Source organism: Campylobacter sp. LMG 7929 (assembly GCF_024723595.1).
Lineage (GTDB): Bacteria > Campylobacterota > Campylobacteria > Campylobacterales > Campylobacteraceae > Campylobacter_D.
Genome location: NZ_JANQCY010000011.1, coordinates 1 through 13493, shown reverse-complemented (window position 1 = coordinate 13493; position 13493 = coordinate 1). Strand labels below are relative to the sequence as shown.

The window sequence follows — 13493 nt, the reverse complement described above, 5'->3', positions numbered from 1 at the left end:
TTTAATAATGATTTTTCATAGCAGCTCTTGCCTCAAGATCTGCTTGTTTTTTCTTTAAGCTTTCTCTTTTATCGTGTAAGTTTTTTCCTTTGGCTAAGGCTATTAAGACTTTTGCTTTATTTTTTTCATTAAAATAAAGTTCTAATGGCACTATAGTAAAACCTTGGGTGCTAATTTTACCAAAAAGTCTATCGATTTGCTTTTTATGCATTAAAAGTTTTCGCGCACCTTTTTCATCATGTTTGTAAAATGAATGAGTAGTGCTAAGATGAGAAATATGAGCATTAAGTAAGAAAATTTCACCTTTGATAATACGCACAAAAGAATCTTTCAAATTTGCTCTGCTAGCTCTTAATGCCACTACTTCAGAACCCTTTAAAACAATACCTGCTTCAAATTTTTCCAAAATTTCATAATCAAAAAAAGCTTTTTTGTTTTTAACTATAGTTTTTTTCATCGTTTAGCCTTAAAAACTCCACTTCCACTTCCACTTAAAAAATAAGCCTCATTAAGAAAAGTTTGCATTTTAGGATAAATTTTTACACAAGGAGCAAATAAGTCGTTTAAATCAGTATTTTTATACTCTAAAATTTCACTTGTTTTAAGTGTTTTAAGTGTTTTGGACAAATTTAAATTTGCTGTTAAATCATATGAGTTTTTATCAAATGCTTTATATACTTTTGCACTTGAGCATTCAATAGTAGGAAAAGTAAAATCAAGTTGGGTAAAATCATCTTCAAAATATTCTACAATCTCGCCACACCCACTAACATTTGCACTATCATATCCGCTTAAAAAAAAGATTAAATCAGAACCGAGTTTTTGGCAGATTTGTTCAAGTTGTTGTTGGTTAAGTTTTAAATTTAAAGCTTCGTTGATCATAAGCAAAAATGTCACTGCATCAGTGCTACTTCCACCAAGGCCTCCACCTATGGGAATGTTTTTGATAAGCTTTAAGCTTTTGTCTTTAAAAAATTCATTTAATTCATTAGAAAATCCTAAATTTTCTAATTCTTTATAAGCTTTGTGTATGATGGTATCTTGGGTAAAATTTCCAGTGATTTCAAATCCTTCTTTTGTTTTTTCATCACTAAAGCTTAATTCATCAAAAATATCTTTTAGTAAAATAAAGCGTGATTGTAATAAATGATAAGATCTTGAATCAATTCCTATGATTTTTAAAAAAATATTAGCTTTTGCGTAAGCTTTCATTTTTTAAGCTTTTTACTCAGATCATCAAGTTTTATCGTTTCATCACTAATTGCATGTAAATTTTCACTTTTTACTTGCTCGATAAGCTCTTTGCGTAGTATCATTAAAGACTTTGGAGCTTCGATGCCTATTTTGGCATAGCCTTTGCCTGTTTGAACTACTTTGATTTCTATGTCATCTCCGATTTTTATACTTTCATTTTCTTTTCTTGATAAAATTAACATTTTAATACCTTATTTAAATAATATTGCACTTGATTATCTTGGATAGAAATGATAGAAAAAAAATCTTTTTCTTCTAAAATATAGCTACCTTCTTCTTGAATTTCCAAATCGTCCAAAAATATTTTTTGTCCATTGTGTAATTTTTGGGGGTATTTTATCGTATTTTTTCTAAGATTTAAATAAGCTAAAGGATTTAACTCTTTTTCATTTTCATAAAAAAACCTTCCTTCACTTAAACGCTCTAATGAGCTTAGCGTGGCTTTAATACCAAGTTTTCTAGCAAATAATTCACAATAAGAGCGTATATAAGAACCCTCACTAACTGCTATTTCTATGGTTAAAAAGGGGTGGTTATAGTGTAAAATTTTAGTATAAAAAATTTCCATAACGCAAGGTTTTAAATTGACTTCAAAACCTCTTTTTGCAAGCTCATAAGAGCGTACTCCATCTATTTTTTTTGCACAAAATGCGGGTGGGGTGTAGGTGATTTTACCTAAAAGTTCATTTTTAATTTGTTCTAAAACTTTCTCTTCAAAAGCATTTATAAGATTGATCTCTTTGATATTTTGATTATCAAGGCTTAGTGAATGCACACCTAGCCAAAGCGTTGCTTTATAAACTTTTGGATTTTTATCAAAAAAGCGAAAAAGTTTTGTGTATTGATCAAAGGCTATGAGTAAAACACCTTTTGCAAAAGGATCAAGTGTTCCTGAAAAACCTGCTTTTTTATTTTTATATTTTTTCTTGAGTTTGCCTAAAAAAGCATTAGAACTCATTCCACTTGGTTTGTAAGCTACAAAAAGTTTATTCATATTACTTTTTCCACAAAACTTGACATTATCATTCTTTCTATGCCTCCAAAATTAATCGTGAGTTTTTCTTCAGCTCCTATTTTACTTACTCCGGTGACTCTGCCTATGCCAAAAATTTTATGTTTGATTAAATCGCCTTTTTTATAGCAATTTTTTTGATGATCTAGTGTTAATTCTTTTTTGATTACATTACTCTCGCCAAAAAATCTACTTTTTTCTAATCTTGTGCGACTTCCTTTATAAAATCTAGAATTAGCATAACTTAAATAAAGTTTTTTCTTGGCTCTAGTGATTGCTACATAAGCAAGTCTTCTTTCTTCTTCTATATTGCTTGATTCGCTAGTGAGTGGGAAAAATCCTTCTTCTAAGCCTATGATAAAAACATAATCAAATTCAAGTCCTTTACTTGCATGAATACTCATAATACAAATACTTTCTTTATCAAGTCCATCTTGCTCATTAAGTAAAGAAATTTCATTTAAAATATCATCTAAGCCATTATAATTTCCATGAGTGATTTTATCTTTTAAGTTAGCATAAAGTTCATCTATGTTTAAAAGTTTATCTTCGCCCTCTGGATTATCTTTATAAAATTCTTTGATTTTAAATTCTTCTTCTAAGGCTAAAATCATTGCAAGCAAATCATCTTTTTCTTTGATTTTGTGTATGCTTAGTATGAATTTTTCTAATTCTTTGTCTGTTTTTTTGCTAAAAAATCCACTTCCTTGCAAAGCACATAGGCTTTCAAATAAAGACAAATGATTTTCTTTAGCATAATTTTCTAGCTTTTCTAAACTTGCATTACCAAAATTTCTTTTAGGACGGTTGATAATGCGTTTAAAAGAATAATCATCATTTAAATTTGAAAGTAATCTTAAATAAGAAATAATATCTTTAATTTCAGCTCTTTCATAAAAACGAATTCCACTTAGCAATTTAAAAGGAATTTTTTCTTTACTAAAAGCTTCTTCAAGAGCGCGAGATAGGGCATTTACTCTATAAAGTATGGCTATTTCACTAGGATTAATCCCTGAGTTTAAAAGTTTTGAAACCTCTCTTGCAACCTTAAAGCTTTCAATTTTCTCATCATCATTTTGTAAAATTGTAATTTCTTCGCCTTCATCTTTGGTGCAAATTAAAGTTTTTCCTAGTCTTTTTCTATTATGCTCTATAAGTTCATTTGCAGCTTGTAAAATAGCGCTAGTTGAACGGTAGTTTTGCTCTAGTTTGACTAATTTTACATTATTAAATTGCTCTTTGAAATTTAAGATATTTTCTATTTTAGCCCCACGCCAACCATAAATACTTTGATCATCATCACCCACCACGCAAATATTTTCATGAGACGTGCAAAGTTTTTTTAGAATTTGATATTGTAAGGCATTGGTATCTTGATATTCATCTACTGTTATATAAGTATATTTTTGACTTTGCTCTTTTGCAAATTGTTCATCTTCTAAAATTTTATTAGTTAGCATGAGTAAATCATCAAAATCCATAAAATTATTTTGGATTAAAAAATGCTCATATTGCTCATATAAATGAATGATTTCTTCGTAATTTTTATTTTTTTCATCTTTTAAAAATTCTAATTCTTTGCGTATTTCTTGAGCGCTTTTGCTTTGATTTTTAAAATTTGAAATATAAGCACCTATGCTTGCTAAAGAGCTTTGTAAATTTTCGCTAGCTAAATCTTTTAGTATTTTCTTTTTATCATCTGTATCAATAATGACAAAATTATTTGCTCTATTAATTCTTTCGCTATAAAGTCTCAAAAACAACAAGCCAAATTTATGAAAAGTGCATAAAAGGGGATTGTGTAAATTTTGATCTTGCAAAAGTGCTAAGGCTCTTGTTTTCATTACATTAGCAGCCTTATTTGTAAAGGTTAGTGTGAGGGTATTTTGCGCAGGAATACCTACATGATCGATTAAATAGGCAAGCCTAGTGGTAATGGTTTTAGTCTTTCCGCTACCTGCGCCTGCTAGTATTAGCATAGCTCCATCAATATGCATGATAGCTTCTTTTTGGCTATCATTTAAACCTTCAAAAAAACTCATTTTTTAAATAAATCTTTATTGTTAGGATTATTTAAAAAAGCATTCATAGATTTTTCTTTTAATTTTTGATCATTTTGCTTTTTGAAATAGTTTGAAAAATTGACAAAAATGATATTATCTTCAACTTGAATTTGAGTAATTGCTCCCAAATCTACTTTCACAAAGGTTGCAAAATCATCAGGCCCAAAACCTGCGTGAAATTCTATATGTTCATTTGTTAAAACTATAGATTTAAAAGTATAGCCACCAAGTGCAAAAAGACAATAAGGATTTTTACTCACTACATCTAATTCTGGTGGCAAAGGAGGTTCGAGTGTAACAAATTTAGTATTTACAATGATATTAAACTCAATATCTTCTTGGATTAAAATTTGCAAACATTCATAAATGCTTTTTTGCATTAAACTTATAAAATTTTTATTATTTAAAATTTTATCAATCATTGCTTAGCCTTAAAAATTCATCTACTAGTATTCTAACTTGCTCTAAGCCTATATTCCAAAATTCATCACTTTCTATATCAAAGCCAAACATAGCTACAAGTTCTTTTGGACTTTTACTTCCCCCACTACTTAAAAACTCAATATAAATTGAGGTAAAATTAGGACATTTGCCACTTTTATATAGACCATAGAGTGCTAAAACTAAAAGTTGTGCATAAGCATAAGCATAGCAGTAAAATGGAGAGTGTATAAAATGTGGTATATAAGAATACCAAAGGCCATAATTTTTGGTTAAAACTACGCTATCTTGAAACATTTTTCTTGATTCTTCAAGCCAAATTTCACTTAGTTCTTGAGCGCTTAGCTCTTCTTTTTTAGCATGAAATCTGCGTTCAAAAGTAGTAAAATTAATCTGTCTATAAAGAGTAGCAAAAATATCTTCAATCTTTGCCGCATATAAGGACAAAAGCTCTTCTTTGTCTAAATTTTCTTTAATGTAATCAAAAATCAACATTTCTGCAAACACTGAAGCAGTTTCTGCTGTAGTTAGAGGTGTATCTTGATTTAAAAAACTTACTTTATAAGAAAGTTTTTGATGTATAGTGTGACCTAGCTCATGTGCTAGGGTGAAAAGATCACGTCTTTGGTTGGTATAGTTTAAAAGTATGAAAGGATGGCTTAGTGGCGTGCTTGAGTGAGAAAATGCTCCACTTTGTTTAAATTTTTTAGGGTAAACATCGATCCAATTATTCTCAAAAGCTTCTTTTGCTATCATATAAAAATCTTTAGAAAATTTTTCAAAGGCTTTTAAAACTATATCTTTTCCTTGATCAAAATCAACTTGCATTTCCTTTCCAATAGGCGCATAACGGTCATAATCTTTTAGCTTTTTATATCCTAGAATTTTTTTCTTTGCATTATAAAATTTAGAAACAATATCAAAGCTATTTTCACTAGCACTAATAAGCGCATCAACACTTTTTTTAGAAATTTGATTTCTTATATGTCTTGGAGTTTCAGGACTTTCATAGGATCTTAACTCGCAAATACTAGCAAGTTCACTTTTAATCATATTGAAAATATATACTAAAAGTTTGTTTTGCTTTTTTAAGGTTTTACTAAAGCATTTTGAAGCTTTTTTTCTAATGCTTCTATCTTTATCATAAAGCTTGCTTAGAATTTCTTCCTCGCTTAATTTTTGCCCTTCAAAATTAAATTTTAAAGCACTAAAGGTTTCATCAAATAATCTTGCAAATGCATCTGAACCTGTACTTGATAGAGCTAGGATAACTCTTTCTTCTTTTTTAGAAAGATTGTGTTTTTTATGTTTGATAAGATTATTTAAATAAAACTCATAATCTTTGCAAAATGTGATGAAAGTTTTGCTTTTTTCTTCTTTTAATTCGCAAAATTCGAGTTCAAAAAATAAAAGATTTTCTTCTATTTTTTTACTTAAATTTTCATATTTTGCATAAAAAGCACCTTTGGTAGTATCTTGAGCAAAATTTAAATATACATAGGTTAGTATGTGGGAAAGTTTTAAGATTAATTCTTCATATTTTTTTAAAGCTTGCAAGAATTGCTCATTGCTTAAACTATGAAGATTATTTTCATATTGTTTTTTAAATTCACAAGCATCATCTTGGGTTTTTTGCAAAAAAAGATTTAATTCTTGCTCATCTTTAAATAATGTACTTAAGTTCCAATTTTGCATGATTTTAGCTTTCTAAAATGAGTTTTTTTAATACAGCCATTCTAATGGCAACACCATTTTTAACTTGAGTTAAAACCTTACATCTTTTATCAGCCATTGCTTCATCGCTAATATCGATATTTCTATGCACAGGACCAGGATGTAGGATAATGAGATTTTTATCTTTTATTAAATCTTTATTAATGCAAAAATCATTTGCATAATCTTTAAGCGATGCATAGGTTGGAATATTGTGTCTTTCAGTTTGTGTTCTAAGACTCATGATAATATCAACATCATCAATGATTTCTTTTAGTTTATTTGTTTTTTTAATGGGATAATTTGGCATAAAATGAGGTGGGGCTACTAGGGTAATGTCTATACCAAAACGAGGTAATAATTCTAAATTTGAAGCAGCGACGCGCGAGTTTTTAATATCTCCTACTATTGCTATTTTTTTACCTTTTACATTATAATCAAAATGCTCCATTATAGTAAAAAGATCAAGTAAGGCTTGGGTAGGATGAGCATGTTTACCATCGCCTCCATTAACTATAGGACAATGAGTATAATTTGCTAAAGTATGAGGCACACCTGAGTTTTTGTGTCTAACTACAATAGCGCTTGGTGCCATTGCATCTAAATTCGCAGCAGTATCAAAAAGTGTTTCACCTTTACTTGAGCTACTTCTTGAAACATCTAATTTTAAAACTTTAGCACCCAGTCTTCTTGCAGCTGTTTCAAAGCTTGATTGAGTGCGTGTTGAATTTTCAAAAAAAATTGTTGTAACACTTTTTCCTTCTAAAAATGTATGTGGGTTTTCATCTAAGAATTCTTTTGCTTCTTTAAATAAAGCCAAGATCTCATCATTGTTAAAATCTTTTGTTGTGATTAAATGTCTCATAAGCCCTCCTTAAATTTTTAAATTAAGCTCATTATCTGAACAAATAGCACTAAATAAAACGTCTGTTGAGCTATTTAAAGCTGTTTCAACGCTATCTTGAATAACCCCTATGATAAATCCAACCGCAACTACTTGCATGGCTATGTCATAATCAATATTAAACAAAGAACAAGCAAGCGGTATAAGTAAAAGTGAGCCTCCGGCAACCCCGCTAGCTCCACAAGCTGCAAATGCAGCTAAAACACTCAAAAGCATTGCTTGTAAAAAATTTATCTCAATACCTACTGTGTGAGCTGCTGCAAGACTTAATATAGCTATGGTTACAGCTGCTCCTGCCATATTAATCGTAGCGCCTAGCGGAATAGAAATGCTATATAAATTATTATTGATATTTAATTTAGAGCAAAGTGCCATATTTACAGGGATGTTTGCTGCAGAACTTCTTGTAAAAAATGCAAAAACAGCACTATGTTTTAAGCAAATAAAAATCAAAGGATAAGGATTTTTCTTCGTATAAACAAAAACAATTAAAGCATTAATCACAAAGGCTACAAAAAACATGGTTAAAACTAAAATGATTAATAATTTAACATAACTTAAAAGTCCTGCTGCTCCTGTTTGAGCAACTGAATTTGCTACAAGTCCAAAAATTCCAAAAGGAGCAAGCTTGACTATAAATTTAACGATTTTTAACACGCCTTCGTTGATATCAGTAAAAAGTTGCTTTGCATCATTTGAGCAATGTCTTAGAGCAAAACCCCCACCTATGGCCCAAGCTAATATACTTAAATAATTTCCTGAAGATAAAGCGTGGATAGGATTATCTACGATTTGAAAAAGTAAGGTTTTAAATACTTCGCCTATATGTGCAGGACCTGTGGTGGAAGCTTTTTCAATATCACTTAATACTAATTCTACAGGAAAAACAAAACTTATACTAACCGCGCTTAAAGAAGCTAAAAAAGTTCCAAATATATATAAGAAAATGATATGTTTTATTTTTTCGCTTCCATGGTTAAATTCTTTTGTGCAAATAGTTGTTAAGATTAAGATAAAAACTAAAATTGGCGCTATAGCTTTTAAAGCTCCTGTAAATAAAGCACCAAAAATATTTGCAAAAATAGCTAAATCTTTAGAAAAAACACCTACTAAAATTCCTAAAATAATACCTATGCAAATTTGTAAAATAAGATTTCCATCTTTATAGCGTTTGATTGCACAAGAAAATAAACTCATTTTTTACCTTTTTTGTAGTGATAAATTTTTAATTTATTCTAACAAAGTAAAGCTTAAATAAGCTTTTTTATTTTTAAGCTAGCTTGTGTTAGAATAAAGCTAGAATTTTTATGATAAGGAATATTAAAAATATGTATTTATTTACTTCTGAAGTTGTTAGTGCGGGACATCCTGATAAATGTGCTGATATTATAGCTGATTCTATAGTGGATGCTTTTTTAACTCATGATAAAGATTCAAGGGTTGCTAGTGAAGTTTTTGTAGCAGGAAATAAAGTAGTAATTGGTGGTGAAATTAAATCAAAACATAAACTAGAAAAACAAGATTATGAAAATATTGTAAAAAAAGCTCTAGCAGATATTGGTTATGATGGGCATCCACATTTTAGCAAAAAACAATGTTTACATCCTGATGATTTAGATGTAATGGTATTTTTAAATGAGCAAAGTCCTGATATTAATCAAGGTGTTGATCAAGAAGATGGAGAGATTGGAGCAGGTGATCAAGGGATAATGTTTGGTTTTGCAAGCAATGAAGCAAAAGAATATATGCCAGCAGCTATTTCTTATGCTAGAATGCTTTGTGATAAAGTATATGAGTTTGCAAAAAACAATCCTGATAAACTTGGAGTGGATATTAAAACTCAAGTGACAATTGATTATGTAAATAAAGAAAATTTTGAAAATTGTAAACCTCAAAGCATCCATACTATTGTAGTTTCAGCTCCTTGTGTTGAAAGTATGAAAATAGAAGATTTAAGAGCTTTGGTGATGGAATTGATTTTAGATTCAAATTTACCAAAAGAACTTTTTTGTCCAGAAAAAACAAGAATTTTAATCAACCCAACGGGAAAATATGTAAATCACAGCTCGTTGCATGATAGTGGTTTAACAGGAAGAAAACTTATAGTAGATAGCTTTGGTGGTTATGCTCCAATAGGTGGAGGAGCGCAATCTTCTAAAGATTATACTAAGGTTGATAGAAGTGGGCTTTATGCAGCAAGATGGCTTGCTAAAAATATCGTAGCCGCAGGTCTTGCTAAAAAATGCATAGTGCAGCTTTCTTATGCTATAGGTGTAGCTAAACCAACTTCTGTTAGTGTGGATTGTATGGGAACAAACACAAGATTAAATGATGATATTTTAAGTGATTTTGTAATGAAAACTTTCCCATTAACTCCAAATTGGATTAAAAATAAATTCAATCTTGATAAACCAAGCAAAGATACTTTCATGTATGCTGATGTAGCTGCTCGTGGTCAAGTAGGTCAAGCTGATTATCCTTGGGAAAAATTAGACGCTCTTGATGAATTTAAAGTATTATAAAATGAAGCTTTTAAGCTTCATTTTGCTTTAAAAGTTTTTCTTTTATCTTTAAAATCAATGTCTCTTTTGGCTTAATTACAGCATTTTCTTTTCCATTAACTGCATGATATATACTTACATTATAATTATTTGCATAAAAACGCATTAGAAAATTTTGTAATTTATACTCACTTGAAAAATTAAACCAAGCATTGTTTGAAATGGCTATGATGATCTTTGAGTGTTTGTAAAGTTTTTCTTTTGTGGCTTCAAAGCAGATAGCATTAGTGATGAGTTGATTATTTAGAGTGTATTGATTTAATTTCTTTCCTTTTGAAAATTCATCAATATTTAAAAGATATTTTTTAAAAAAGTTTTTAAATATAGGAATTTCTTCCCCAAAAGGCACAAGATAGTGTTTGTTAAAAACTTGTATGTTGCCATTGTCAAATACATAAGTGCTATTGTATAGATGATTAGGTGTGGTACTTATAGCACCTGTGATGATGATGATTTGTTTTGATAAATCTTTTAAAGCTTGTAAATAACTTGGAGCTTTATTTAAAGCAAAGGCAAAAGCTGTTTCAGGAAAAACAATTACTTCTTTACCTTCTTTTATGGCCTGATTGATTTGATAAAATATATCTTTAGAATGAGTGTGTAAATTTTCTTGTATGAATTTTTGATCTTGGGAGATATTAGTTTGAATTAATTTATAGTCTAAATTTAATGTTTGCGATTGTTTTTGATTATATTGGGCTCCAATTAGAATAAGGATTAAAATGATTGCTATTTTATAATATCTTGAAATGTATTTTTCATAATAAAAATAAGCAATCAAAAACATAGCTATAATGCCTTGATAACTTGCATCAAAGATTCCATATACACTTAAAACACCCCAATTTAGCCAATCAAATCCAAAAGGATGAACAAAACTAAGTAAAAAAATCCCACAAAGCCTTAAAAAATCATATTTAAGAAAAAAACATACCAAAAATAATAATCCATAAATTAATCCGATTAAGATAATTTCTAAAGGAATTAAATAAGCTAAATCAAAATAAATTGATGATAAAGCTATCCACCAAAACCATAAAATTCCTACAAAAAATCCGGTATAAAAATATCCTATTTTACTTTTATTTCTTAGCAATAAAATCAAACCATATATACTTAAAAATGGTGAAATAAATTCAAAAAGTAAATTTTCAAAAAAAGAAAAATAAATAAAATTTGACAATAAAAGTGCAGAAAAAAAGGCTTTTATTATTTTAAAAGTGGTAGAATTAGAATTTATGAATTTTAAAAAAAGGGGAAGAAATGGCAGAAAACGGAAATATTTGGACTTCATTGTTGCCTCTCATTGTGCTTTTTGCGATTTTTTATTTTTTGGTTATCAGACCACAACAAAAACAAGCAAAAGACCACAAATTAATGGTTTTATCTTTAGAAAAAGGAGATAAAATCATCACAAATGGTGGGATAATTTGCGAGGTGGTAAAACCAGAAGAGGATTTTATCAAAGTTAAGCTTAATGATGAAAATGTAGTTGTAAAAATTTCTAGAGATTTCATAGCAAAGAAAATTGATGCGTAGTGGAAAAATTACTTATAGAAGTATCATTTTCTTTGTAGTTTTTCTTATAGGATTAATTTTTTCCATACCTTCTTTTATGCAAACCCAAAGTGGTGCTAAGATCAACCTGGGACTTGATTTGCAAGGTGGTTTGCATATGTTATTAGGTGTAGAAGTAGAAGAGGCGGTTAAATCAAAGGTTAAATCCATAGCCTCTTCTCTTAGTTATTCTATCAATAAAGAAGATATTATTGTTGATAAAATCAAAGTAAATGATACTAGTATTAAATTTAGTTTATTAGATGAAAATGATGTAGCTAAGGTTGATTTGTTATTAAAAGACATTAAAGGCTTGGCTATTACACACGAAAATTTACACTACACACTTTTTTTAACCCAAGAAGAAATCAAACTAACTCATGAACAAGCTATTTTACAAGCTGTAGAAACCATTAGAAACAGACTTGATCAATTTGGCCTTGCAGAGCCAAATGTAGCAAGATCAGGTGAGGATAAAATTTTAGTCGAACTTCCAGGTATTAAAACTGCTGCAGATGAGGCTAGAGCTAGAGAGCTTATCGCAAAAGCTGCACATTTGCAATTAATGGAAGTAGATGATGTTAGAATGGATCAGGTAAATAATCTTACTCCAGCTCAAGCTGCTGAATATGGAGATTTGATTTTTGAAGATGCAAAAAATCCTCAAATTAAATATCTAGTAAAATCTATACCTATTCTTGATGGTTCTATGCTAACAGATGCAAAAGTAGGTTTTGCACAAAGCAATAATCTTCCTGTGATTAATTTTACCTTAAATTCAGAAGGTGCGAAAAAATTTGGAGATTATACTGGGAATAATGTAGGCAAACGCTTAGCTATAGTTTTGGATAATAAAGTATATTCAGCTCCAAGAATTAATGAAAGAATAGGTGGAGGTAGTGGCCAAATTAGTGGTAGCTTTACTGTAGAAGAAGCTCATGATGTGGCTATTGCTTTAAGAAGTGGGGCGCTTTTAGCACCGGTTAAAATGCTTGAAAAAAGAAGTGTTGGACCATCTTTGGGTGCTGATAGTATTAAAATGAGTATGATAGCCTTAGCAGGTGCTTCTATATTAGTTATTGCATTTATGGTGATGTATTATGGTATAGCAGGAATTTTTGCTAATATTGCTTTAGTGGCAAATATTTTAGTGATTATTGCTGTAATGGCTATGTTTGGAGCAACTTTGACTTTACCTGGTATGGCAGGACTTGTACTGACTGTGGGTATGGCAGTAGATTCTAATGTTATTATTAATGAAAGAATTAGAGAATTATTGCGAGAAGGTGCTAGTATAAGGCAAAGTGTTGAAAATGGTTATAAGCATGCAATGAGCGCGATTTTAGATTCTAATATTACTTCGCTTATTACTTCAGTGGTACTTTATGCTTATGGAACAGGTGCGGTAAAAGGTTTTGCGGTGACTTTGAGTATTGGGATTTTAGTTTCGATGATTACTTCTATTGTTGGAACTCATGGTATGTTTGAAATGTTTATGAACCGTATGGAAAAAAGCAATAACACAAGATTATGGTTTGGATATAGGAGACCTTAATGCAATTTTTTAGTCAAAAACATGTTTATGATTTTATGAGAATGAGATTTGCAGCCATCTCTTTGTCTTTTATTTTATTTTTTGGTTCTATTTTTATCCTTTTTACTAAGGGTTTAAATTTTGGTATTGATTTTACCGGTGGAACTTTGGTGCAACTTCAATATGAGCAAAAAGCTCCTTTGGCCGAAATTCGTAAAGCTTTATCTATAAATGAAAATTTAAAAGGAGCTAGTGTTACTGAATTTGGTAGTGCTAATGAAGTTATTATTCGTTTTTCAGGAAGTAGCGATAGCTTGGGAAGTGATATTGGAGTAAGTATTGCAAATTTGTTAAAAGATACAGGTAAATTTGAAGTGCGCCGCGTGGATGTAGTAGGTCCAAAAGTAGGAGACGAACTGCGTAATAAAGGTCTTATGGCGGTTGGAATTTCTTT

13 protein-coding genes and 1 pseudogene are annotated in these 13493 nt (G+C 29.9%); 4 read left to right on the top strand and 10 right to left on the bottom strand.

Annotated features, from left to right (window positions below; translation table 11 throughout):
- Position 1: 1 nt before the first annotated feature.
- From smpB to sstT, 9 genes are read right to left on the bottom strand one after another with little or no spacing between them, the layout of a single operon-like run.
- Positions 2 to 457, bottom strand: a complete 456-nt coding sequence (gene smpB / locus CAMP5118_RS06235; RefSeq protein WP_039668585.1) for an SsrA-binding protein SmpB — start codon at positions 455 to 457, stop codon at positions 2 to 4.
- Positions 454 to 1212 carry a 4-(cytidine 5'-diphospho)-2-C-methyl-D-erythritol kinase gene (locus tag CAMP5118_RS06230; RefSeq protein WP_337216878.1) on the bottom strand — a complete coding sequence of 253 codons (759 nt, stop codon included), beginning with the start codon at positions 1210 to 1212 and terminating at the stop codon, positions 454 to 456. Before CAMP5118_RS06230 ends, smpB begins: the two co-directional genes overlap by 4 nt.
- A complete protein-coding gene (gene csrA, locus CAMP5118_RS06225; protein ID WP_012661763.1) occupies positions 1209 to 1436 on the bottom strand; it encodes a carbon storage regulator CsrA in 228 nt (75 codons plus the stop codon). Before csrA ends, CAMP5118_RS06230 begins: the two co-directional genes overlap by 4 nt.
- Entirely contained in the window at positions 1430 to 2248 is an 819-nt protein-coding gene (gene truB, locus CAMP5118_RS06220) for a tRNA pseudouridine(55) synthase TruB (RefSeq protein WP_263702147.1), read from the bottom strand. Before truB ends, csrA begins: the two co-directional genes overlap by 7 nt.
- A complete protein-coding gene (locus tag CAMP5118_RS06215) occupies positions 2245 to 4308 on the bottom strand; it encodes a UvrD/REP family helicase (protein WP_039618696.1) in 2064 nt (687 codons plus the stop codon). The genes truB and CAMP5118_RS06215 overlap by 4 nt, the downstream gene beginning before the upstream one ends.
- Positions 4305 to 4751 (bottom strand): hypothetical protein, encoded by a 447-nt coding sequence (locus tag CAMP5118_RS06210; protein WP_074691700.1) that lies wholly within the window; start codon positions 4749 to 4751, stop codon positions 4305 to 4307. The genes CAMP5118_RS06215 and CAMP5118_RS06210 overlap by 4 nt, the downstream gene beginning before the upstream one ends.
- The gene (locus CAMP5118_RS06205) at positions 4744 to 6465 is read right to left on the bottom strand and encodes a M3 family oligoendopeptidase (protein ID WP_337216877.1); all 1722 of its coding nucleotides are present in this window, start codon (positions 6463 to 6465) and stop codon (positions 4744 to 4746) included. The genes CAMP5118_RS06210 and CAMP5118_RS06205 overlap by 8 nt, the downstream gene beginning before the upstream one ends.
- A 4-nt stretch (positions 6466 to 6469) precedes the next feature.
- A complete protein-coding gene (locus CAMP5118_RS06200; protein ID WP_337216876.1) occupies positions 6470 to 7348 on the bottom strand; it encodes an aspartate carbamoyltransferase catalytic subunit in 879 nt (292 codons plus the stop codon).
- A 9-nt stretch (positions 7349 to 7357) separates the two neighbouring features.
- On the bottom strand, positions 7358 to 8584 hold the full coding sequence (gene sstT, locus CAMP5118_RS06195) for a serine/threonine transporter SstT (RefSeq protein ID WP_337216875.1): 1227 nt from the start codon (positions 8582 to 8584) through the stop codon (positions 7358 to 7360).
- Between the two features lie 131 nt (positions 8585 to 8715).
- Between sstT and metK the strand changes: the two genes are divergently transcribed.
- Positions 8716 to 9909, top strand: coding sequence for a methionine adenosyltransferase (gene metK / locus CAMP5118_RS06190; RefSeq protein WP_337216874.1), 1194 nt, complete (start codon positions 8716 to 8718; stop codon positions 9907 to 9909).
- A gap of 10 nt (positions 9910 to 9919) precedes the next feature.
- Here the strand turns inward: metK and CAMP5118_RS06185 are convergent, their stop codons facing one another.
- Positions 9920 to 11242: an apolipoprotein N-acyltransferase gene (locus CAMP5118_RS06185; RefSeq protein ID WP_337216873.1), complete on the bottom strand. Its 1323-nt coding sequence runs from the start codon at positions 11240 to 11242 to the stop codon at positions 9920 to 9922.
- On the opposite strand from CAMP5118_RS06185, the gene yajC reads away from it, so the two are divergent.
- The 3 genes and pseudogenes from yajC to secF form a co-directional block, all read left to right on the top strand.
- Positions 11212 to 11487, top strand: a complete 276-nt coding sequence (gene yajC, locus CAMP5118_RS06180) for a preprotein translocase subunit YajC (RefSeq protein ID WP_012661754.1) — start codon at positions 11212 to 11214, stop codon at positions 11485 to 11487. The genes CAMP5118_RS06185 and yajC overlap by 31 nt on opposite strands.
- Positions 11480 to 13060 (top strand): protein translocase subunit SecD, encoded by a 1581-nt coding sequence (gene secD / locus CAMP5118_RS06175; protein WP_263682083.1) that lies wholly within the window; start codon positions 11480 to 11482, stop codon positions 13058 to 13060. The genes yajC and secD overlap by 8 nt, the downstream gene beginning before the upstream one ends.
- Positions 13060 to 13493: pseudogene (secF, locus tag CAMP5118_RS06170) on the top strand (protein translocase subunit SecF); the annotation flags it as partial. The gene secD and the pseudogene secF, both read left to right, overlap by 1 nt.

Coding starts and splice junctions, on each gene's coding strand:
- smpB (WP_039668585.1), bottom strand. CDS start 457: ATGAAAAAAACTATAGTTAAAAACAAAAAAGCTTTTTTTGATTATGAA.
- CAMP5118_RS06185 (WP_337216873.1), bottom strand. CDS start 11,242: ATGAAGTCCAAATATTTCCGTTTTCTGCCATTTCTTCCCCTTTTTTTA.
- CAMP5118_RS06210 (WP_074691700.1), bottom strand. CDS start 4,751: ATGATTGATAAAATTTTAAATAATAAAAATTTTATAAGTTTAATGCAA.
- csrA (WP_012661763.1), bottom strand. CDS start 1,436: ATGTTAATTTTATCAAGAAAAGAAAATGAAAGTATAAAAATCGGAGAT.
- CAMP5118_RS06230 (WP_337216878.1), bottom strand. CDS start 1,212: ATGAAAGCTTACGCAAAAGCTAATATTTTTTTAAAAATCATAGGAATT.
- sstT (WP_337216875.1), bottom strand. CDS start 8,584: ATGAGTTTATTTTCTTGTGCAATCAAACGCTATAAAGATGGAAATCTT.
- yajC (WP_012661754.1), top strand. CDS start 11,212: ATGGCAGAAAACGGAAATATTTGGACTTCATTGTTGCCTCTCATTGTG.
- metK (WP_337216874.1), top strand. CDS start 8,716: ATGTATTTATTTACTTCTGAAGTTGTTAGTGCGGGACATCCTGATAAA.
- CAMP5118_RS06205 (WP_337216877.1), bottom strand. CDS start 6,465: ATGCAAAATTGGAACTTAAGTACATTATTTAAAGATGAGCAAGAATTA.
- CAMP5118_RS06200 (WP_337216876.1), bottom strand. CDS start 7,348: ATGAGACATTTAATCACAACAAAAGATTTTAACAATGATGAGATCTTG.
- secD (WP_263682083.1), top strand. CDS start 11,480: ATGCGTAGTGGAAAAATTACTTATAGAAGTATCATTTTCTTTGTAGTT.
- CAMP5118_RS06215 (WP_039618696.1), bottom strand. CDS start 4,308: ATGAGTTTTTTTGAAGGTTTAAATGATAGCCAAAAAGAAGCTATCATG.
- truB (WP_263702147.1), bottom strand. CDS start 2,248: ATGAATAAACTTTTTGTAGCTTACAAACCAAGTGGAATGAGTTCTAAT.